Genomic DNA, 21,695 nt, shown 5'->3' on the forward strand with positions numbered 1-21,695 from the left:
ACAGATATGACAATTGAAATTCTGGTTCCAGATTTACCTGAATCAGTTGCTGATGCAACCGTAGCGACATGGCACAAACAACCAGGCGACGCAGTAGAGCGTGACGAGGTTTTGGTTGACATCGAGACAGACAAAGTCGTTCTAGAAGTGCCAGCTCCGGAAGCAGGCGTTTTGGAAGCTATCGTTGAAGAAGAAGGTGCGACAGTACTTTCTAAACAAATCATTGCTAAATTGAAGCCAGGTGCAGTTGCAGGTGAGCCTACCGCAGACAAAACAGAAGGTACGGAAGCATCTCCTGATAAACGTCATAAAGCTGCGCTTAGCGAAGAAAGCAATGATGCACTAAGCCCAGCAGTACGTCGTTTATTGGCTGAGCATGGCTTAGAAGCAAGCCAAGTGAAAGGCACTGGTGTTGGTGGTCGTATTACGCGCGAAGATATTGAAGCGCATCTTGCGAACGCTAAAGCTGCGCCAAAAGAAGAAGCACCAGCAGTGGTTGACGTGCCGGCAGCGGCTCGTAGCCAAAAACGTGTTCCAATGACTCGCCTGCGTAAGACAGTCGCTAACCGTTTGCTAGAGGCGAAGAACAACACGGCAATGCTAACGACGTTTAACGAAGTGAACATGAAACCAATCATGGACCTTCGTAAGCAGTACAAAGATCAGTTCGAAGAGCGTCACGGTATTCGTTTAGGCTTCATGTCTTTCTACGTGAAAGCTGTAACAGAAGCGCTTAAGCGTTACCCAGAAGTAAATGCTTCGATTGATGGCGATGACATTGTTTACCACAACTACTTCGACATTAGCATGGCGGTATCAACGCCACGTGGTCTAGTTACACCTGTCCTAAAAGACTGTGACAAGCTTGGTTTCGCTGATGTTGAAAAAGGCATCAAAGAACTGGCTATCAAAGGTCGTGATGGCAAGCTAACGGTAGACGAGCTAATGGGCGGTAACTTCACTATCACAAACGGTGGTGTGTTCGGTTCACTAATGTCTACACCAATCATCAACCCACCTCAATCAGCGATTCTTGGTATGCATAAGATCCAAGAGCGTCCGATGGCAGTGGATGGCAAAGTTGAAATCTTGCCGATGATGTACCTAGCGCTGTCTTACGATCACCGCCTAATTGATGGTCGCGAGTCTGTTGGCTTCCTAGTGACGATTAAAGAGTTGCTAGAAGATCCAGCACGTCTCCTATTAGACGTTTAATATCGCTAAAACGTCTAGTTATCGTAGGTAGCTAGACGTTAAAAATTTCAATGGCTAGACTAGCTCAACGTCTGGCCTTCATTTGAATCCCACACCATGAGTACTCGTGATGAGGGATTGATTTGAGAAGACCCTACAGACGTACAAGCAGCCAAGACTGCAGCGTTATGGAAATAATAAATCCCTTAAGGGAAAAACAAACGGAATATCGAAATGAATTTGCATGAATACCAAGCCAAACAGCTGTTTGCAGAATTCGGTTTGCCTGTGCCAGAAGGCTACGCGTGTGATACACCACAAGAAGCTTTTGAAGCTGCAGGCCGTATCAGTACAGAAAAGAAAGTAGTTAAATGTCAGGTTCACGCTGGTGGCCGTGGTAAAGCGGGCGGTGTAGAGCTGCACGATACAAAAGAAGGTGTTAAAGAGTTTGCACAAAAGTGGTTAGGTAAAAACCTAGTGACTTACCAAACTGACGCTAACGGTCAGCCAGTTACAAAAATCCTTGTTGAAGAAGCATCAAACATTGCAAACGAATTATACCTAGGTGCGGTTGTTGACCGTGCAAGCCGTAAGATCGTTTTCATGGCTTCAACAGAAGGTGGTGTGGAAATCGAAAAAGTTGCGGAAGAAACGCCGGAGCTTATCCACAAAGCAGCAATCGATCCACTAGTAGGCCCACAAGCTTACCAAGGTCGCGAGCTTGCGTTCAAACTTGGTCTTGAAGGTGACCAAATCAAACAATTCGTTAAGATCTTCATGGGTCTTGGCACTATGTTCTCTCAGTACGACCTTGCTCTGCTAGAGATCAACCCACTTGTGATTACTGGCGAAGGCAACCTGCTATGTCTTGACGGTAAGATCAACATCGACTCAAACGCACTGTACCGTCAGCCTAAGCTTCGTGAAATGCACGATCCTTCACAAGAAGATGAGCGTGAAGCGCACGCAGCTCAGTGGGAACTAAACTACGTAGCACTAGACGGTAACGTTGGCTGTATGGTTAACGGTGCTGGCCTAGCAATGGGTACGATGGATATCGTAAACCTACACGGCGGCAAGCCAGCTAACTTCTTAGATGTAGGTGGCGGCGCGACGAAAGAGCGTGTTGCTGAAGCATTCAAGATCATCCTATCAGATGACAACGTGAAAGCGGTACTTGTTAACATCTTCGGTGGTATCGTACGTTGTGACATGATCGCAGAAGGTATTATCGGTGCGGTTAAAGAAGTAGGTGTAAGCGTACCTGTTGTTGTTCGTCTAGAAGGTACTAACGCTGACCTAGGTCGCGAAGTTCTGGCTAATTCTGATGTTGATATCATTGCTGCTGAGTCGCTAACGGATGCTGCTCAGAAAGTTGTTGCTGCTGCGGAGGCTAAATAATGTCTGTATTAATTAACAAAGACACTAAAGTAATCTGTCAGGGTTTCACTGGTGGTCAAGGTACTTTCCACTCAGAGCAAGCTATCGCATACGGCACTCAGATGGTTGGTGGTGTGTCTCCAGGTAAAGGTGGCCAAACTCACCTAGGTCTACCTGTATTCAACACAGTTCGCGAAGCAGTAGAAGCAACTGGCGCAACAGCGACAGTAATCTACGTTCCAGCACCTTTCTGTAAAGATGCAATTCTAGAAGCGATTGATGCGGGCATCGAGCTAATCGTAACAATCACGGAAGGCATCCCTACAACAGATATGATCGACGTGAAAGTGAAGCTAGAAGAAACTGGCGTTCGCATGATCGGTCCTAACTGTCCGGGTGTTATCACTCCTGACGAGTGTAAGATCGGTATCATGCCTGGTCACATCCACAAGAAAGGTAAAGTAGGTATCGTATCTCGCAGCGGTACTCTAACTTACGAAGCAGTTAAGCAAACAACAGACGAAGGTTTCGGCCAGTCTACTTGTGTTGGTATTGGTGGTGACCCAATCCCAGGTTCAAACTTCATTGATATTCTAAAACTGTTCCAAGAAGACCCTGAAACAGAAGCGATTGTTATGATCGGTGAAATCGGTGGTACTGCAGAAGAAGAAGCAGCAGCATACATTAAAGAAAACGTAACGAAGCCAGTGGTTTCCTACATTGCTGGTGTAACTGCTCCTCCTGGTAAACGTATGGGCCACGCTGGTGCGATTATCTCTGGCGGTAAAGGTACTGCTGAAGACAAATTTGCAGCACTAGAAGCGGCGGGCGTTAAGACTGTGAAATCTCTAGCAGAGATCGGCCAAGGTCTACGTGAAGTAACGGGCTGGTAATTTCCAACTCGAAGCTTAAAGCTAAAAAAGCCTAGCAATTATTGCTAGGCTTTTTTGTATCAAGGTACTTTTTACGATTTTTGGCGAATAAATTGGCTAAGCATAAACAGAGATGTTGCGCTGATTACTACTGATGGGCCAGCCGGCGTATCGAAGTGCCATGATAGGCTAAGCCCCATTAGTACTGCCACAGAGCCAATAATAGATGCGAACAGTGCCATTTGCTCTGGTGATGAAGAGACCTTACGTGCTGTTGCTGCTGGGATGATCAGCAAAGAAGTCATGATAAGTGCCCCAACAAACTTCATTCCTACGGCAATCACAACACCTACCATAAGCATTAACACCAATCTAACCAAGTCTGTATTGACGCCCTCGACGGCAGCAAGCTCTTCACTAACTGTGCTCGACAATAAAGGTCGCCAAAAAACGTAAAGACACACACTAACAGCAGCGACACCTGCGTAAATGAACATCAGATCTTGCGGAGATACTGCGAGTAAGTCACCGAACAAGTAACTCATCAGATCTACACGGACATTATCCAAGAAACTAACAGAAACTAGACCAACAGATAATGCGCTATGGGCGAGTATACCCAGAAGCGTATCGGTTGCGACCAGTTGTTGTTTCTGCAATGTCACGAGCAATACGGCGAGTGCTAAACAGCAAACGAGTAGTGCAAGATAAAGGTTCACGTTGAGCAGAAAGCCTAATGCCAAACCCATCAATGAAGCATGTGCCAGGGTATCACCGAAGTAAGCCATTTTGCGCCAAACGACGAATGACCCAAGAGGACCTGCAATGATCGCGATGCCAATACCAGCAAGAATAGAAGGTAGAAGAAACTCAATCATGGTGATGATGTCCGTGTTTATGGTTGGAGCATGATGTCGCATCGCCAGTTACTGGCGTTCCGGATAAATCGTGATGATGATGCTCGTGGTCGTGATGATAAAACGCGAGCGATTCTCTCGCTGCATTGCCAAATAGCGCGATGTAAGAAGGGTGCTGAGTAATCGTGGCAGGTGAACCAGAGCAGCAAACATGGTGATGCAGACAAATGACATCATCTGTTTTGGCCATTACTAAATGTAAGTCGTGTGACACCATAAATACACCGCAATCGAATCGGTGACGAATGCTTTCAATTAGATCGTAGAGATCGATTTGACCTTGAATATCCACACCCTGCGCAGGCTCATCTAGCACTAACAGCTCTGGGCGTTGAAGCAAAGCACGCGCAAGTAATACGCGTTGGTTTTCACCACCTGACAAGCGATGCATGTTACTACTAATTAAATGCTCAGCGCCAACAAGCCTTAATGCATCAATACATTCTTGTTTACTGTATTTTCCTGCTAAATTTAGAAAACGGGTGACATTCAATGGAAGAGAGTCATTGAGCTTCAATTTTTGAGGAACATAACCAATTTTTAGTTTTCTTTGTCGGTTTAATTTGCCGCTAGTCGGTTTTTGAAGGCCTAAAATGACTTTGACTAACGTTGATTTTCCCGCTCCATTGGGACCAATTAGGGTTGTTATTTTGCCCTTTTGTAATTCCATACTAATGTTATCGAGAACTCTGCGGCCATCGAACTCGACGCATAAGTGCTCAAGATGGACTAAGGAAGACATGAATGAAACTCATTTGCAAATCAATAATGTTATAATGTAACATTATCACACTTTCTACACCATATCCCAAGTAAAACTATGAAAAGAGCATTAATTCTTGCTGCGTCAGCGATGCTAACGTTGCCAGCACACGCAGTAACGGTACTAACGAGTATCAAACCTATTCAGTTATTAGTGACAGAACTTACTCAAGGTGTGACTTCGCCAGATGTATTACTGCAGTCCAACACTTCACCCCATGATTACGCTTTACGCCCATCGGATGTTAAGAAAATCGCTTCTGCTGATTTAGTTATTTGGTACGGACATGATCTCGAACCGTTTCTGGAAAAAGTCGTGTCAGACAGATCGAATACTCTGACTATTAGTCAAATTCCAGCTCTAGATTTGCGTGAGTTTGATAGTGAGCACAATCATGACCATGATGGCCACGATCATGGTTCACATGATCCGCACTTTTGGTTAGGTGTAAGTCAAGCACAACAAGTTGCCAAGGCTGTCGTGAATCAACTGGGATCACTTGATCCGGAAAATGCAGCACAGTACCAAGAAAACCTTAAAAAATTTGAAACTGAGCTCAGCCAGACGGACCTAGAGATCAAGAAGAAATTATCGCCAGTGAAAGACAAAGGTTACTTTGTCTTTCACGATGCTTATGGTTATTTCGAAGAGCGTTATGAGTTAAATCAAATGGGGCACTTCACCGTAAGCCCGGATCGTAAGCCGGGAGCAAAAACCTTAATCCAAATTCGTCAAAAGTTAAGTTCAGGAGATGTAGCCTGCGTGTTTTCTGAACCTCAGTTTACTCCAGCTGTCGTTCAGAGCGTGATGCGAGGTAGCAAAGTTGCCAAAGGTGAACTTGACCCATTAGGGAGCACAATTGAAGCAAAACCGGGCAGTTACTTTACTTTTCTCAACAATATGGCGAATAATTTTGAGCAGTGCTTGAGCCAAAAGACGGATTAAGTAGTGTTGTTGTGTAGGAATAGTCCTTTTAACGTGATCCAGTAGTAAGAATTACAACCTTTGGCAAGGCGAGCCTTTTCTCAAACAGTAATTGAGATATCATTATCAATAATTAGCAGCTCAAAATAACCGTATAAGTCCATGTTGTAGAAGATATGGACGGTGAGCGCCGAGCACAAATTGATATAAAAGGTTTTCGTCTTGCTACGCCAATTAGCCCTTGTCTTGTTGGGCTTTTTCCTATCTTTCCAAGCATTTGCTCTTCATAATGCGAATGCCATCTTTTACCCTTTGCCGACTCAGGTTAAGGGTACTTTTATTGCGGCTAAAAAATTGTTCTTGGGTGAGCAAGGGGGCTTGTGGATTCACGACGTGCATGGGCGGGTGTTGTTTTATGATGGCCAAAATATCCTACCTAAATCAGGCAGTTTTTTACAAACGTCTGCCAAGCAACTGGCTTATCATGAAGGCTCGTTCTGGACCTTTGTTGAGAATGAGGTGCACCAAACTTATCCAAATCAAGAAAGACGTTTAGTCTTTAGCTTAAACCCCGGGTCGCAAATAAGAAAAATCGGTTCTTCTGAAGATTATATTTGGGTTAGTGATGGCGCACATTTCTATACTTACAACATCGATACTAGCGAGTTAAAGTCCTTTTCTTTGTTGCAGCTCTATCAACATAGCAACAATAGCTATGTTTATATTAACGATGCAGTTCTGCTCGAAGAGAAGTGGGCACTTGCTACAACTTCTGGCTTTTATCTTTCAGAAGGAGATAAGTTTGACCATGTAGTCGCTTCAGGTCAGAACTACATTGAAAAGATCTACTACTCACACACGCGCAGAGAAATTCTGGTAGGAACGTTGCGTGGGGCATTAATTTTCAATATTTATCAACCTGATAAAGAGGTGATTAAGATTGGCGGTTCTCATGTATTGACTTTCGCTGAGACAAATCAAGAGTACTGGGTGGGGACTGAGCATGGTCTGTATTTATACTCATTCTTGTCAGGCGAAGTGACAGAAGTCGAGCCTGCAAGCTTTCTTGAACTGGAGCTGGATAATACAAAGATCTATTCGCTACTGAGTGACAACATGGGAGGGATGTGGATCGCGACTAACCAAGGCATTCGCTATTACTCCTTGTTTAGTAAAAAGTTTGAACGAGTAACCTTCAGTAGTTACGACTCGCAAACCTTATCAGGGCGAATTCGACAAACTTCCACAGGACCTGATGATGCGCTTTGGTTCGCGGATGACCGAAAGCTTTATCGGACAGGTGAGAGTGGCAACATCAAAGTCTTGGAGCTTGATTCGCAGATCAATGAATTTGCATTTCAAGGTGGGATGCTTTGGCTTGCGACCTCTAAAGGGCTCGAAATATTCGAGCTGAATGGTCTTAACAAAGTGACATTTCCTTATTTACAGGTTATGGCTGGACACGCAGTGGAGCACGTGACTGTAGATGGTAATGATCGTCTCTGGGTATCAAGCGGATACCATCTTTACAATGTTGATATAACCAAGCAAAGCGTAAGAAACTTTGGAAGTGAGTGGCTAGTAAGTCAGTACTTACCAGCTAAGGTTACGCGTTTATACGACACTGAAGACTCTCTATTGATAGGGACCGATCATGGGGTTTATCAATACAGCAATGAAAACATCCAGTTCATCCGCTATTCCGAAAAATTTGGTGAATCATTAGACATGGTCACGGCGGTTGATGGCAGTCAGTGGTTTGCGTCATCCTACGGCGTTTTTAAAACGATTAAAGGACGTGACGAGAAACGTGTTGTTGAAATGAGTGTGCCCAACGCGCGACCTGCTTGCTTGATCAGAGACAGGCAAGGTGTGTGGTTAGCCTCTTCTGTCGGGTTAAGCTATTACCACCTTTCGGGTGAATTAGTGAAACATTATTCATCGGCGTCTGGCTTAATGAACAACGAGTTTCTACCAGGAATTTGCAGTGTTATACAGTACACAGAAGATGGTGAGCGAGAGCTCGTCCTAGGATCGAAATACGGGTTGGTAAAAGCTGAAGCATCCAAGCTGCTTGTGTCCAACCCTCCAGAGTCGAAGTTTATCGTGAGCCAAGTTGTGCTTGAAAACGAGGTTCTACAAGTTGGTAGCGCCGATTTGAATGGAATAAAATTACCGTATGGTTCTTCTCTAAGTTTCTTATTTGGCGTGATGCCAAAACCAGACAGCCAAAATTTGTATTATCGATTGAATAGCGATGATCCTTGGCAAGCGCTAGAGGGAGGCCAACTGACTCTAGAGCATCTCAATTCCGGTGAATACCATCTGCAGGTAAGTAATGAGTCTCAAGTCGCTGCTGGATTGGTTGGGCTCGAGTCGTATTTTATTGTGCTTAATCCTTGGTATTTATCGCAACTCGCAATTTTAGGTTTTGTGGTAGTGAGTATTGCCATGGTTGCACTACTTATGTACTGGCGTTCTCGCTATGTTGTACAGGCTAACCGTGATTTAGCTGCGCAAGTGACACTCAAAACTAACCAGTTGAGGCATCAAAGCCGAGTGTTGTTGACGAGTAACCAACAGCTACGTAAACAGATTCAAGTCAGAAACCTGTTGGTTGATCACGTGGCGCAATCTATTAAGTCCAGTGTGGATTTTATAGCGGCAAAATTACCCATACCTTTGGATGCAGCTACGGAAGATCATCTGGCGAAAACGACATGGCAATTAAATGAGTTAAAAAGTGTTCCTGGCGAAGCTAGCGGCGGCAGTCACAATTACAATTTGAGTCAGATAACTCAATCGGTGGTTGATGTATGGCAAGATGATTTTGCGAAGGCTGGGATTATGGTGGAGCTTGAAGATGAGAGAAAAACAAGTCGAATTGCTCTGGAAAGCTTTAACCTTGATGTTATCTTCAACAGCATTTTTGCCAATATCATCAAGCGTTCTTTCCGAGGCCAAACGGTGAGAATCATGCTAGAAGAGGGCAATGATATTGTTTCATTGAGTTTTCTTGATTATGGGACGCAACTGCCTAATAAAGTCACGACCGGGCGTCCATCTAATATGAACCACTCTGAATTGAGTATTGATCATCTTGCCCAGTTAGTGACCACGAGTGGAGGATACTTGGCGGTGTTTACTTCCGACGCTCAAAATAAAATCGAAATTACATGGCCAACTGCGAAAGAGATGAGTTATGTGGATGAATCTTTGCAGGAATTTGAGTCTGAACCTATCGTCGAAGATAAAGTGACCCCAGAGAAAGAATGGTTGCAAAAAGTCTATCAGCTGGTGGCTGAGCATTACCATGACCCTGAGTTTGGTACTGCTTTAGCGGCTAAAATGCTGTTCATGTCAGAACGCTCTTTACAGAGGCGCTTTAAATCAGCCTCGTCAAGAACGTTAAAAGATTATGTAACCGAAGTTCGTTTAGAAACGGCGTGTGAGCAGTTATTAGCGGGCGAGAAAATCAGCGAAGTAGCGTTTAACTGCGGCTTTAATGATCCTTCTTACTTTAGCCAAAAGTTTAAATTGCATTTTGGTTTGCCTCCTTCCAAGTTTGCTTTGACTCAAGAAAGCCAAGAAACCAACTAAAAAAAACTCATTACACACTCCCTAGTGAATATTCAAAAGACTGGGGAGCTGCTTATAGTGCTCTACTATTGCTAGAGCTACCAATGCAGTGATTCTCATTGCTTCTTCATCACATCTAGCCTACAAATCCATTCTCAATACGTAAGCACGGTCACGCTCTATCTGTTAGTAGCGCTGTTCTTAGCTATAACCATACATGGCTTAAGAGGACGGATTTACCTACGGCGACAAATAGATGAATGGTTGTATTTTTGTATCTAGAGTGCGTTGGTTCATTTGAGTAGTGGGGGTATGCGAAATTCGTGAAAACAGAACTGTGCTGAAAAGGTGGATAAGATAAAGAGTTTAGAGAGAGATGAAAAAAAATATCGTGGTATAGCCGGGGGGACTATACCACGGGTGTCAATGACACCTTCGCTTGCTGCCGGAGTGACATGTTGCCATGCCACCTCTGGAATTCATTTGAGAGGTTGCCCTCTCGATGGAGTAACTATACGAGAGGTTACTTATTTTTCTTATAAAAATAACGCCATGTTGATATGAGAAAAACGACAAAGTTTTAAATTTCATCTAACCTGTTGTTTTGTGTGGAGATTTTTATCTTTACCATTTGTTTGTGACATTTTTATTTCATTGGTCGTGATTTTTAATTGTTAATTTTGACGTAAATAACGAGAGGAAATTTACGGAGTTGACGTTTGAAAGCATGAAAACATTTATGAAATCTTTGATTTCACACAAGGATTGAAGGGTTATAGGAGAGTAATATTGGCAGCCTAAACTTATTAAATAATAATATTTCTCATTAGCAATACTCTTAAGGGCCACTATGAAGTTATCAGAGATTAATCCTGGCGATACGGTGACGATTCGGTTGTTAGATGGTCTTTCATCAGATATCAGAAAGAAACTCATGGTAATGGGGCTGCTTCCCAATACAGAAGTCAAAGTGATTCGACGTGCTCCAATGGGCGATCCTTTACAAGTCGAAGTCCGTGGTGTGTCTGTCGCATTGCGAGAAACCATTGCTCAGAAAATTGAAGTGGAGCGAGTGTAATGCAATATCAAGTGCTTACCGTAGGTAATCCTAATAGTGGTAAAACGACGCTATTTAATGGTTTGACTGGCGCAAAACAGCAAGTTGGTAACTGGGCAGGCGTCACCGTTGAAAAGAAAACGGGACAATTCAAACATGCGGGTGACGAGTTTTTGCTCACTGACCTTCCTGGTATTTACTCGTTAGACAGTGGTAATGATAGCAATAGTATTGACGAATCCATTGCATCGCGTGCGGTTCTAACTCATCCTGCCGATCTCATTATCAACGTGGTTGATGCCACGAGTTTAGAGCGCAGCTTATATATGACGTTGCAACTTCGCGAACTTGGCCGTCCTATGATTGTTGTTCTCAACAAAATGGATGCGCTAAAACGTGAACGTCAAATGATTAACGTTTCAGAGCTTGAGAAAACGTTAGGTTGTCCTGTAGTAAGTTTATCTGCAACCAATAAAACTCAAGTTGCAGAGTTTAAAGAAAAACTTCATAAGTCCATCGTTCAAGGGGTCGCGCTTAAAGAGCTATCTTTGCATTACGGTGAAAAGATGGAGTCGGCGATTCAAACTGTTTCCGCACTTTTTAACGATCAAACCGTCGCCCATCGTGCATTAGCGATTCGTGCGCTTGAAAAAGACACGATGGTTCTCAATAGCCTTTCCGATATTGATAGAAGCAAAGTATTGGAAGTCATTGCGACTTTAGACTTGGATATCGATTTGCATGTCGCGGATACCAAGTACACATACCTGCATGAACAGTGTAAAAAAGTTCGCCGAAGCGAAGGCAAATTAAGCCGTAGCGTGACTGAAAAACTCGACCAGTTTATTTTGAACAAGTGGATTGGGATCCCATTCTTCTTTGTGGTTATGTACTTGATGTTTATGTTCTCGATTAACATCGGTAGTGCATTTATCGACTTTTTTGACATTGGTGTAGGCGCATTGCTGGTTGATGGTGGACATCACTTATTAGATGGTCACCTCCCCGTATGGCTAGTTACGGTGATTGCTGATGGTTTAGGCGGCGGTATTCAAACAGTTGCGACCTTTATCCCGGTCATTGCGTGTTTGTACTTATTCCTTGCTGTGCTTGAGAGCTCGGGTTACATGGCACGCGCCGCGTTTGTGCTTGATAAAGTGATGCAGAAAATCGGCTTGCCGGGTAAAGCGTTTGTCCCTTTGGTTCTTGGTTTTGGCTGTAACGTTCCGTCAATCATGGCAACGCGCACGCTAGACCAAGAGCGTGAGCGCAAGTTGGCTGCGTCGATGGCACCGTTTATGTCATGTGGTGCTCGCTTACCTGTGTACGCTTTATTTGCTGCCGCTTTCTTCCCAGGCTCTGGTCAAAACATTGTGTTTGCACTTTACCTACTTGGTATTGTCGCCGCGGTGTTTACCGGTTTGTTCCTCAAGCACACGCTGTATCCTGGCAGCAGTGATAGCTTGGTGATGGAAATGCCTGACTATGAGCTTCCGACATTGCAGAACGTCGTGATCAAAACTTGGCAAAAACTTAAGCGTTTCGTACTGGGTGCAGGTAAAACCATCGTTGTGGTTGTTGCTATCTTGAGCTTCCTCAACTCGCTAGGAACTGACGGTACATTCGGTAATGAAGACAGTGATAAATCGGTTCTATCAAAAGCCGCTCAGGTTGTGACGCCAGTGTTTGCACCAATTGGTATTCAAGAGGATAACTGGCCAGCAACGGTTGGTATTATTACTGGTATCTTCGCGAAAGAGGCAGTCGTGGGCACATTGAACAGCTTATATACTACGCCAACCGATGGAGAGGATGCAGAATTTGATCTTATGGGTAGCCTAGAAGAAGCGGTGATGAGCATTCCTGAAAACCTAGCAGGGCTGAGCTATTCTGATCCTCTGGGGATTGACGTCGGTGATTTAGCAGATTCTCATGCAGTCGCAGAGGAGCAAGAAATTGATGAATCGATCTTTGGTAACATAAAAGAGAAATTTGTTTCTGGTCATGCTGCTTTTGCGTACCTAATTTTTATCTTACTTTACACTCCTTGTGTGGCTGCGATGGGTGCCTATGTTCGAGAATTCGGCAATAACTTTGCGCGCTTTATAGCGGTATGGACAATGGGGCTCGCGTACTTGAGTGCGACTTTCTATCATCAGCTTATGCATTTCGCTGATAGCCCTATCACCAGCGGCGTTTGGATTGCCACAATTATTGCGATTTTCTTTGGCACGTACCGCGTTTTCAAGCGCGTAGGCAAGAAACATCAAGGTGAGTTTGAGGCGCAAGTCGTATGATTTTAAAAGAGCTTTATCAATATATTGCCGAAAAAGGAACGGTTTCCCAATCTGAGCTAGCAAAACAGTTCGGAATGAGTGAAGACGGTGCAGACGCCATGTTAAGTGTATGGATTAACAAAGGTCGCATTTCTCGCTTGGTAGATACAAATAAAGCTCATCATATAACGCGAATACGCTATGCAGTCACGAAGCACGATGGTTTGTCACTTACCGTAACCATGTAGTAGGAGCAATGAACCGTCGCGCACAAACAACAAAGCCGCATCAGCAATGATGCGGCTTTTTACTTTCTACCTGAATTAAAAGTTATATAACGGTTACGCTTTACGGAAGATAGAGCTTAACGACAACACATTACGAATTCGGTTAAGAATCTCTTCTTGTTCTTCGTCAGTACGAAACTCTCCTTTTGTATTCCCCCAAACTGGTCCTGGCCATGCCATATCGTCTTTAAAGCGCGCAATATGGTGAATGTGCAGCTGTGGCACCATGTTACCTAGGGCGCCAAGGTTTAACTTGTCTGGGCGGAATGTCGCTTCGAGTGCTTGGCTTACCGCTTGAGATTCGAGCAAAAACTGTTGTTGCTCTTGCATTGGTAAGTGGTGTAGCTCTTTCAAATTTTCGCGTTTAGGCACCAAGATAACCCATGGCACAGCATTATCTTTATGAAGAAGCGCGACGCAAAGTGGGAAGTGACCAATCACCGAAGTGTCTTTTGCCAATTGAGGATGAAGTTCAAAACTCATTATTGCTGTCCGATTAATTTTTAGTTTGAATTAGTATACGACAGATAAAACAAAAGGTTGGCGCTTTCACGTCAACCTTTGTCATCATTTAGCTTGTGCTACTTAAGCTAACTACGTAAAAGCGGATTACATACGCTCTAGAGTATCGATACCCAGTAGAGACAGACCTTGCTTGATGGTCTTCGCTGTTAGCGCAGCTAGTTTCAGACGGCTTTGTTTCACTGCTTCGTCTTCAGCAACTAGGATAGGGCACGCTTCGTAGAAGCTAGAGAACTGACCTGCTAGTTCGAATAGGTAGCTACACATGATGTGTGGTTGGCCTTCGCGAGCAACAGATTGCACCGCTTCTTCGAACTGCATAAGTTTAGCAATAAGTGCTTTCTCTTTCTCATCAGTGATTTTGATGTCACCTTGGAGAGCATCCATAGCAACACCAGCTTTAGCGAAAATTGAAGCTACACGAGTGTATGCATATTGCATGTATGGTGCTGTGTTGCCTTCAAACGCTAACATGTTGTCCCAATCGAACACGTAGTCAGTCGTACGGTGTTTAGATAAGTCAGAGTATTTAACCGCTGCCATTGCAACTGTTTTAGAGATCTTCTCTTTTTCGTCTGCATCTAGTTCAGGGTTTTTAGATTCGATCAGCTGTGCTGCGCGAACTTCTGCTTCATCCAGAAGATCTGCCAAACGAACGGTACCACCCGCACGAGTCTTGAATGGCTTTCCGTCTTTACCCAGCATCATGCCGAACGCGTGGTGCTCAAGAGATACAGACTCAGGCACGTAGCCCGCTTTACGAACAATCGTCCAAGCTTGCATTAGGTGTTGGTGCTGACGTGAGTCGATGAAGTAAAGCACACGGTCTGCGCTTAGCTCTTCATAACGATATTTTGCACATGCGATGTCTGTTGTTGTGTATAGGAAACCGCCATCGCGTTTTTGAACGATAACGCCCATTGGTTCGCCATCTTTGTTCTTGTATTCATCTAGGAATACAACTTGCGCGCCATCATCTTCAACGGCAAGGCCTTGTTCTTTTAGGTCTGCAACGATCTTAGGAAGCATGTCGTTGTACATGCTTTCGCCCATTACGTCGTCACGAGTCAGTGACACGTTTAGACGGTCGTAGTTGCGCTGGTTTTGGATCATGGTTACATCAACGAGTTTTTTCCACATTTCTGCACAGTACTCGTCACCGCTTTGCAGTTTTACCACGTAGTTTCGCGCCTTTACTGCGAACTCTTCATCTTCATCGTACAGCTTTTTCGATTCGCGGTAGAAGCCTTCAAGGTCCGCAAGTTCCATAGAAACTTCGCCAGACTCTTGTTGTACACGCTCAAGGTTTGCGATAAGCATACCGAACTGAGTACCCCAGTCACCGATGTGGTTCGCGCGGATCACTTTGTGACCTAAGAACTCAAGCGTACGTACCACTGCATCACCGATGATGGTTGAACGCAGGTGACCTACGTGCATTTCTTTTGCTACGTTTGGTGCAGAGTAGTCGGCAACGATGGTTTGCGCTTCTTCTTTAGCTACGCCAAGACGTTCGTCTGCTAGCGCCGCGTCGGCTTGTTTCGCAAGGAACTCTTCGCTTAGGAAAATGTTGATGAAACCAGGGCCAGCGATTTCTGTTTTGCTCGCAATACCATCTAGGTCTAGAACATCCAGTACTTTCTGTGCAAATTCTCGAGGGTTAGTACCCAGTTTTTTAGCAACGCCCATTACGCCGTTTGCTTGGTAATCACCAAATTGTGGCTTTGCTGATTGGCGAACGGCTGCAGGACTGCCTGCAGGTGCGCCAGCGGCTTCTAGAGCCTGAGATACTTTGTCATTAATAAGTGCTTGGATATTCACACGCGTTTCCTTCAATTCAAGGACAAAGAACTCGGCAGAATGTACGCCGAGCTCTGTTAGAGTTCACAAAAATGGGGCTAATCATAACAACTTTATTGCTTTTCATACAGAGAGGAATTGGGGAAATTTATACTTTTTCGATTGAATGGAAATGTGGTTTGGTTTGCGTTTACTATTGCGCTCAGAGTAATGAGATAAATCGCCCCATAAGAGAGCCACAATGACGACTCAACTAGTTGAAAAACGCCTAGCGCCTAAATTGATGATCCAAGATCTGGACGCATTTATGGCGAAGATTGAAGAGCTTGCAACCCTGTTAAAACTGGATCTGAGCTTTGCTCAAGCTGACCATATTGCGCTGCGTATTAATGATACTGAAACAGCGAAAGCCGCGCATGAAGCATGGAATCAATACGGTAAGGTGATTTCACAAGCGAAAATAAACGGTCGCCCAATCATCGTTATCGAATTCGACAAAGTGTTGGAAAGCCGTGGCTGGAAGATTGAGTGTCTGGAGCTGCCATACCCTGCGGAAGGCAAAATCTACCCAAATGAAAGCTGGGAACATGTGGAGTTTGTGATTCCGTCTCATGCCGAAACCGCAGATGAGTTTCTTGCTGATTTGAAACACACTTACCCAGCGTTTGGCGCGCGTTTTGATGAGTTAAAAGAGCTGGGTGTGAAGATCAAATTGTCGAGCCCGAAAGGGGAAGGCGAACGCTTGAACAACCCAACCGTGGCGTTTAAGTACCAAGGCATTTGTATCAAGCTGCACCCGCATTCACTTAAGCGTATTGTGGAGTCTGAGCAGGCGTAAAACGCTAGAGTGAAAATTGCTGAGTTGCGAGAGGCAAAAAGGGAGCCGAGGCTCCCTTTCGTAAGCGAATCACTATTTAGCCGGTGACTTGCTTTTTGGGTTGGTAATGGAAAGCTTTTTGCCTTTCAACTCTTCGTCTAGAGTTAGTGTGAAAGTCTTTGGAAACGGCATTCGTTTACAATGATCCACTTTGTTCCTGACGATTGTGAGCAGGGCTTCCGTTGAAGAGTTTTGCTCTATTTTTAAGCTAAAGTCATCGTTCTTACTGCAGCCATTAGACTCGGCGATAAATGAAATTTGACTATCGCTAGTTCGGTACGCTTCTACCATGATTGCTTGGTGTTCAGACTCTTGACCTTGCTGCATTTCTGTATTTGCCGAGCAAGCGACTAAGCTGATTGAGCTCAAACCAAGCAGCATTGTTTTGAGTATATATTGCATCTTGTTATCCTTTTTTGCGACGCAGGAAAGGACCTGCAGCTAGCAACATTAGTAGGCTAATTGAGAAGCTGCCGCCTGAACTCGATGTTGTTGTTACGCTGCTCTCGCTAGTGTTATCTGAACTAACTGACATCTTGATATTGCGAATATACGCTTGCGCGTTGTAACCACCGCTAAACTCGTAGTTTTTCAGATAAGCAAAAGTAACCGTGTTTGACTTCCGGTAAAGATCGATAGAAAGTTCATTGTACTCAAGAAGCTGGCGAGTGTAGTCATACTCTTGGCCATTGACGTAAACGACAAAAACATCGAAACCATCTGACAAGACTTTAAAGTCCATTGATAGTTTGCCTTTTGGAAGATCGGTTAAATACAAGATGGATGCGCCAGCAGACGTTCCCATGTCTGCTGATTGAAGTTCACCATTTTCAGCGGTCCAAGCGTGTTCATTGGTGTACACGTTTGCGCCAGCTAGCGTAACGGCACTGCTCAATGAGCTGCTTGCTTTATCAATACCACTATATATTAAGGTAGTCGAAAGTTTAGATAGTTTCGGATGATCAGTAGAGACTTCAATCGTTTCAACTGAGTGCGAGTAGCTTGGGTAGTAGCCTACCGTAATTTGACAGCTCTGAGATGGTGCCAGTGTCGCAGTACAGGTATTTTTGGCGAGGCTGATTCCGCTTGTTAGGGTAACGCCCGTGATGTTGATTGGCGTATTCACCTCGTCATTACGAATAGTAAAGGTCTCTTGCTGCGCTTTTCGCTCAACGAAATGAAGATCTCGATACTGAGTGTAGCTGATAGTATTACGATGACTATCTATCCAGCCGTTGTGCTGAAAATGAGCGACGTTTGCGTAAACACCATAAGCATTTGGTTGAGCACATCCATCACCCCAACTGACCACCCCTAATAATTTGTTGATGCCGTTATCGTCAACGATGAGCGGACCGCCGCTATCTCCTTGGCAGCTATCTTTACCTCCCCAATAGTATCCGGCGCAAATGCCGTCATCTGATACATTAGAGTAGTTTCCTGGTAGGTTTTGGCAGGTAGCTCGATCTACGTATTCCAAATCAACTTGTTGTAAAACGGTTGGGTATACTCGGTCTGTCGTGGACGTATTTCCCCATCCAGCTACGTGCAACTTGTCTCCCACACGTACGCTATCTAAAAGTTCTGGCGTTGCCAGATCGATAGTCGCGCTATCGACATTGCGTTCTAATTCGATAAGAGCGATGTCATTGTTCGTTGTATTGCTGTTATATTCATTATGTGAATAGATATTGTTAACCGCGATGCGCTGCGCGTGAGACTCGTTGTTTTGATCATAAAGACCAAGAGCGATGTCAATATCGTCCGCATTAAGACCTTCCACACAGTGCGCAGCAGTTAATACGTATTTTCCACCAAGGAAACTACCGCCGCAGAAGTGACCAATAGATGTTGGCTGTCCTTTACGGACCAGTGAAGCAATAAACTTCCAGTCGGAAGTATTAGCTGGCTCGCCGCCAATAATGCGAGTGGATACATCATTCTGAACAGGCTTAAGAGTATCTGCGATTGTGGTTGCTGGCAAAGTCAGCCCAATCAGAAAAGCCACTAACGTTTTTTTCATTTTAATTCCGTAATATTAACGTGGTTTATTATAAGGGGACCAAATGATAAACGGAATCATTCTCTCAGTAAATAGTTGTAGTGAAATGAAAAATTATAATATATCGGTTTAATTTTGATGGTTAGAGTCGGGGGATATCCCTGAAAAGATGAAACCCGCCAAGTTGGACGGGTTTCATTCTCGTTGTAACTAGTGCGGAGGGATTACAGGATCACTGTTTTATTTCCATAAACAAAGACGTGGTCGTTAATGACTTTATTCAACGCTTTGCTCAACACATTCTTTTCTACATCGCGTCCCGCTTGTGCCATATCTTGGGCATTGAATGTATGGTCGACAGGAATTACGTCTTGCTTGATGATCGGCCCTTCATCTAAATCATTAGTCACGAAGTGTGCCGTTGCACCGATGATTTTCACACCGCGATCGTAAGCTTGTTGATATGGCTTAGCGCCAATAAAAGCAGGTAAGAAGCTGTGATGAATATTAATGATTTTGTGGTGGTATTTCTCAACAAACGTAGGCGTCAATACGCGCATGTATTTAGCTAACACCAAAAAGTCAGCATCGTATTGGTCGATCACCTCTAACATCTTCTGCTCGTGTTCTTCACGGCTAAGGTTTTCATGGGTCACGTGGTGGTAAGGAATGTCGAAGCGTTCAGTGAGAGTTTGCAGTTTGTCGTAATTCCCTACCACAGCGGCGATCTCAACATCTAGGCTTCCGTCGTAGGTTTTCATCAGAATATCGCCTAAACAATGCGCTTCTTTTGTGACGAGAATGACGATGCGCTTACGGCGAGAGCCAACCAATTTACGCTTAGCACCTTGCGGGAGTGCTTGGTCCAAATCGGCAAGAAACGTTTGATCGTTGAAGTATCCCTCCAACTCCGTTCTCATGAAAAAGTGGCCACTGGTATTATCAACAAATTCGTTATTGTGAACGATGTTGAGTTGGTGCTTGTAACAGATGTTAGTGATTTTTGAGATGAGACCCGGGGCGTCAGAACAGTGGGTCAACAGTGTTTTCTTTTCCATAAATCAGGTACTTCCATGCATTAATATTTTAGCGTACGAATTTGTTATTATTCCCAGGCGGGTGTAACTGTACTGCCATGTTTCACCATAAATAATCTATTCTTACGTTGGTTTCAACAAAATATCCGTGCATCGCCGCAAGCTGGCCAGATTGTGGGCTGATGTCACTCCTATTCCTCTGATATACTCTCGATAATTTTTCAAACTCAATACCAAGCATGATCGCAAAAACTTTTTCCTCTGATGGCGCGTTAGGTAAGGCCATTCCTGGCTTTCAAGCTCGTCAGCCACAAATCGATATGGCGGAAGCCGTCAGTAGTGCGATCAAAGATCAAACCCAGTTGGTGGTGGAGGCAGGAACCGGAACCGGTAAGACCTTCGCATACCTAGTCCCTGCGCTGTTGAGTGGTAAAAAAGTGATCATCAGTACAGGCTCGAAAAACTTGCAAGAGCAGTTGTACCATCGGGACTTACCGCTCATGGTCAATGCGCTTGGTTTTTATGGTCAAGTGGCGTTATTAAAAGGGCGTTCTAATTATCTGTGTTTGGATCGCTTGAGCCGCCAAATGGTCGAAAGCCATACTAATGAATCTGACCCGACGCTATTAACTCAATTGGTTAAAGTGCGTGCTTGGTCATCAGAAACCAAAACAGGTGACCTTGGTGATTGTGATGATCTGCCAGAAGACAGCATGATCATTCCAACCATCACTTCAACCAATGATAACTGTTTAGGTAAAGAGTGTCCGAGCTACACCGATTGCTTTGTACTGAAAGCGCGTAAGCGAGCCATGGATTCCGACATTGTTGTGGTGAACCATCACTTATTTCTTGCTGACTTAGCGATCAAAGAAACAGGATTTGGCGAACTGATTCCAGAAGCCGATGTGTTTATTTTTGATGAGGCTCATCAGTTGCCAGATATTGCGAGCGAATATTTCGGCCAGTCAGTTTCAAGCCGTCAAATTCATGATCTTGCCAAAGACATTGAAATAGCCTACCGCACCGAAGCCAAAGATATGCGTCAATTGCAAAAAGTGGGCGACAAACTCATGCAAAGCGCAATGGACATGCGGATTGTACTGGGTGAGCCAGGCTTTCGTGGCAACTGGCGTGAGGCGTTGCAATCAGGGTCTATTAAGCGAGAATTATTGCGCTTAATAGATAGCCTCGAATTGGCGATTGATGTACTCAAAATAGCCTTAGGGCGCAGTCAATTACTGGATACCGCCTTTGAACGAGCCAATTTGATCAAAGGCCGCATCGACCGGGTATGTGATGTCGATATTACCGGTTACTCATACTGGTACGATACCTCGCCTCGTCATTTCGCTCTGCACATTACGCCTCTTTCTGTCGCGGACAAGTTCCATGAGCAAATAGAGATTAAACAAGGCGCGTGGATTTTCACGTCAGCAACTCTAGCCGTATCGGGCGACTTCAAGCACTTTACTGAGCGCCTTGGCCTCAAGCCTACAAAGCAATTTTCTCTGCCGTCCCCCTTTGATTATCAAAAACAAGCGCGCCTTTGTGTGCCAAGGTATCTGCCAGAGCCAAACAGTAACGGCTTAGCGGATAAGTTAGTCCGAATGCTTGCTCCGGTGATTGAAGAAAATGATGGTCGCTGCTTCTTTTTATGTACCTCGCACAGCATGATGCGTGAACTAGGTGAGAAGTTCCGAGAAGTACTTGAGCTGCCTGTGTTAATGCAAGGGGAGATGAGTAAGCAGAAAACCTTGGCGGAGTTTATGGAACTGGGTAACGCTTTACTCGTGGCGACAGGCGCCTTCTGGGAAGGGATTGATGTTAGAGGTGATGCGCTGAGCTGTGTTATTATCGACAAATTACCGTTTACCGCCCCTGACGATCCGTTACTCAAAGCCCGTATCGAGGATTGTCGATTACGTGGCGGTGAACCATTTGCTGAAGTACAAATCCCGGATGCAGTGATTACGTTAAAGCAGGGTGTAGGGCGATTAATTCGAGATCAGAAGGATCACGGTGCGTTGATCATTTGTGATAATCGCCTCGTCACGCGAGACTACGGTGGTATTTTCCTTGGAAGTCTACCACCTATCCCAAGAACGCGAGACTTAGATGGAATCAAAGCATTCCTGAAAGCAGAACAATCTGTCACAGACGCAAGTGCTGAGGCATAACCCAATAAATGAGAGTTGTAGAGAGTTA

General features: G+C 44.6%; 17 protein-coding genes. 10 read left to right on the forward strand and 7 right to left on the reverse strand.

The features are described 5' to 3' along the window. Nucleotides 1–6 precede the first annotated feature (6 nt). The 3 genes from odhB to sucD all read left to right on the forward strand — a co-directional run bounded on the left by odhB (nt 7) and on the right by sucD (nt 3,467). Nucleotides 7–1,215, forward strand: a complete 1,209-nt coding sequence (gene odhB, locus MSG33_RS17940) for a 2-oxoglutarate dehydrogenase complex dihydrolipoyllysine-residue succinyltransferase (protein ID WP_005393012.1) — start codon at nt 7–9, stop codon at nt 1,213–1,215. Nucleotides 1,216–1,428: 213 nt separating this feature from the next. Further along, nucleotides 1,429–2,595, forward strand: a complete 1,167-nt coding sequence (sucC, locus tag MSG33_RS17945) for an ADP-forming succinate--CoA ligase subunit beta (protein ID WP_046874251.1) — start codon at nt 1,429–1,431, stop codon at nt 2,593–2,595. Continuing rightward, on the forward strand, nt 2,595–3,467 hold the full coding sequence (gene sucD, locus MSG33_RS17950; RefSeq protein ID WP_005382181.1) for a succinate--CoA ligase subunit alpha: 873 nt from the start codon (nt 2,595–2,597) through the stop codon (nt 3,465–3,467). Before sucC ends, sucD begins: the two co-directional genes overlap by 1 nt. A gap of 71 nt (nt 3,468–3,538) precedes the next feature. Here sucD and znuB read toward each other — a convergent pair whose 3' ends face one another. Further along, nucleotides 3,539–4,324: a zinc ABC transporter permease subunit ZnuB gene (gene znuB / locus MSG33_RS17955; RefSeq protein ID WP_046874250.1), complete on the reverse strand. Its 786-nt coding sequence runs from the start codon at nt 4,322–4,324 to the stop codon at nt 3,539–3,541. Beyond that, complete coding sequence (gene znuC / locus MSG33_RS17960) at nt 4,317–5,105, reverse strand: zinc ABC transporter ATP-binding protein ZnuC (RefSeq protein ID WP_006742704.1); 789 nt, start codon at nt 5,103–5,105, stop codon at nt 4,317–4,319. The genes znuB and znuC overlap by 8 nt, the downstream gene beginning before the upstream one ends. A 78-nt stretch (nt 5,106–5,183) precedes the next feature. Between znuC and znuA the strand changes: the two genes are divergently transcribed. From znuA to MSG33_RS17985, 5 genes are all read left to right on the forward strand, one after another. Then, nucleotides 5,184–6,071, forward strand: coding sequence for a zinc ABC transporter substrate-binding protein ZnuA (znuA, locus tag MSG33_RS17965; RefSeq protein WP_005396064.1), 888 nt, complete (start codon nt 5,184–5,186; stop codon nt 6,069–6,071). Between the two features lie 201 nt (nt 6,072–6,272). Beyond that, on the forward strand, nt 6,273–9,650 hold the full coding sequence (locus tag MSG33_RS17970) for a helix-turn-helix domain-containing protein (protein WP_248381612.1): 3,378 nt from the start codon (nt 6,273–6,275) through the stop codon (nt 9,648–9,650). An 829-nt stretch (nt 9,651–10,479) separates the two neighbouring features. Beyond that, complete coding sequence (locus MSG33_RS17975; RefSeq protein ID WP_005382190.1) at nt 10,480–10,707, forward strand: FeoA family protein; 228 nt, start codon at nt 10,480–10,482, stop codon at nt 10,705–10,707. Next, nucleotides 10,707–12,983, forward strand: a complete 2,277-nt coding sequence (gene feoB, locus MSG33_RS17980; protein ID WP_065645451.1) for a Fe(2+) transporter permease subunit FeoB — start codon at nt 10,707–10,709, stop codon at nt 12,981–12,983. Before MSG33_RS17975 ends, feoB begins: the two co-directional genes overlap by 1 nt. After that, nucleotides 12,980–13,210, forward strand: a complete 231-nt coding sequence (locus MSG33_RS17985; RefSeq protein ID WP_005396058.1) for a FeoC-like transcriptional regulator — start codon at nt 12,980–12,982, stop codon at nt 13,208–13,210. The genes feoB and MSG33_RS17985 overlap by 4 nt, the downstream gene beginning before the upstream one ends. Nucleotides 13,211–13,303: 93 nt before the next feature. Here MSG33_RS17985 and MSG33_RS17990 read toward each other — a convergent pair whose 3' ends face one another. Next, nucleotides 13,304–13,732 carry an HIT domain-containing protein gene (locus tag MSG33_RS17990; RefSeq protein ID WP_012842045.1) on the reverse strand — a complete coding sequence of 143 codons (429 nt, stop codon included), beginning with the start codon at nt 13,730–13,732 and terminating at the stop codon, nt 13,304–13,306. Nucleotides 13,733–13,858: 126 nt separating this feature from the next. Then, nucleotides 13,859–15,592 (reverse strand): arginine--tRNA ligase, encoded by a 1,734-nt coding sequence (gene argS, locus MSG33_RS17995; RefSeq protein WP_114322595.1) that lies wholly within the window; start codon nt 15,590–15,592, stop codon nt 13,859–13,861. A 220-nt stretch (nt 15,593–15,812) separates the two neighbouring features. On the opposite strand from argS, the gene MSG33_RS18000 reads away from it, so the two are divergent. Then, entirely contained in the window at nt 15,813–16,409 is a 597-nt protein-coding gene (locus MSG33_RS18000) for a VOC family protein (RefSeq protein WP_248381614.1), read from the forward strand. Nucleotides 16,410–16,481: 72 nt separating this feature from the next. On the opposite strand, the gene MSG33_RS18005 is transcribed toward MSG33_RS18000, so the two are convergent. The 3 genes from MSG33_RS18005 to purU all read right to left on the reverse strand — a co-directional run bounded on the left by MSG33_RS18005 (nt 16,482) and on the right by purU (nt 19,508). After that, nucleotides 16,482–16,850, reverse strand: a complete 369-nt coding sequence (locus MSG33_RS18005; protein WP_104971400.1) for a hypothetical protein — start codon at nt 16,848–16,850, stop codon at nt 16,482–16,484. Nucleotides 16,851–16,854: 4 nt separating this feature from the next. After that, entirely contained in the window at nt 16,855–18,471 is a 1,617-nt protein-coding gene (locus MSG33_RS18010) for a trypsin-like serine protease (RefSeq protein ID WP_248381616.1), read from the reverse strand. Between the two features lie 203 nt (nt 18,472–18,674). Beyond that, nucleotides 18,675–19,508, reverse strand: coding sequence for a formyltetrahydrofolate deformylase (purU, locus tag MSG33_RS18015; RefSeq protein WP_005382206.1), 834 nt, complete (start codon nt 19,506–19,508; stop codon nt 18,675–18,677). A 218-nt stretch (nt 19,509–19,726) separates the two neighbouring features. Here purU and MSG33_RS18020 point away from each other — a divergent pair, with 218 nt between their 5' ends. Beyond that, a complete protein-coding gene (locus tag MSG33_RS18020; RefSeq protein WP_248381618.1) occupies nt 19,727–21,667 on the forward strand; it encodes an ATP-dependent DNA helicase in 1,941 nt (646 codons plus the stop codon). Nucleotides 21,668–21,695: the final 28 nt, after the last annotated feature.

Origin of the sequence: Vibrio sp. 1CM7H (assembly GCF_023161645.1) — a bacterium.
GTDB classification, from domain to species: Bacteria; Pseudomonadota; Gammaproteobacteria; order Enterobacterales; family Vibrionaceae; genus Vibrio; species Vibrio diabolicus.

Coding starts and splice junctions, on each gene's coding strand:
- odhB (WP_005393012.1), top strand. CDS start 7: ATGACAATTGAAATTCTGGTTCCAGATTTACCTGAATCAGTTGCTGAT.
- sucC (WP_046874251.1), top strand. CDS start 1,429: ATGAATTTGCATGAATACCAAGCCAAACAGCTGTTTGCAGAATTCGGT.
- sucD (WP_005382181.1), top strand. CDS start 2,595: ATGTCTGTATTAATTAACAAAGACACTAAAGTAATCTGTCAGGGTTTC.
- znuB (WP_046874250.1), bottom strand. CDS start 4,324: ATGATTGAGTTTCTTCTACCTTCTATTCTTGCTGGTATTGGCATCGCG.
- znuC (WP_006742704.1), bottom strand. CDS start 5,105: ATGTCTTCCTTAGTCCATCTTGAGCACTTATGCGTCGAGTTCGATGGC.
- znuA (WP_005396064.1), top strand. CDS start 5,184: ATGAAAAGAGCATTAATTCTTGCTGCGTCAGCGATGCTAACGTTGCCA.
- MSG33_RS17975 (WP_005382190.1), top strand. CDS start 10,480: ATGAAGTTATCAGAGATTAATCCTGGCGATACGGTGACGATTCGGTTG.
- feoB (WP_065645451.1), top strand. CDS start 10,707: ATGCAATATCAAGTGCTTACCGTAGGTAATCCTAATAGTGGTAAAACG.
- MSG33_RS17985 (WP_005396058.1), top strand. CDS start 12,980: ATGATTTTAAAAGAGCTTTATCAATATATTGCCGAAAAAGGAACGGTT.
- MSG33_RS17990 (WP_012842045.1), bottom strand. CDS start 13,732: ATGAGTTTTGAACTTCATCCTCAATTGGCAAAAGACACTTCGGTGATT.
- MSG33_RS18000 (WP_248381614.1), top strand. CDS start 15,813: ATGACGACTCAACTAGTTGAAAAACGCCTAGCGCCTAAATTGATGATC.
- MSG33_RS18005 (WP_104971400.1), bottom strand. CDS start 16,850: ATGCAATATATACTCAAAACAATGCTGCTTGGTTTGAGCTCAATCAGC.
- MSG33_RS18010 (WP_248381616.1), bottom strand. CDS start 18,471: ATGAAAAAAACGTTAGTGGCTTTTCTGATTGGGCTGACTTTGCCAGCA.
- purU (WP_005382206.1), bottom strand. CDS start 19,508: ATGGAAAAGAAAACACTGTTGACCCACTGTTCTGACGCCCCGGGTCTC.
- MSG33_RS18020 (WP_248381618.1), top strand. CDS start 19,727: ATGATCGCAAAAACTTTTTCCTCTGATGGCGCGTTAGGTAAGGCCATT.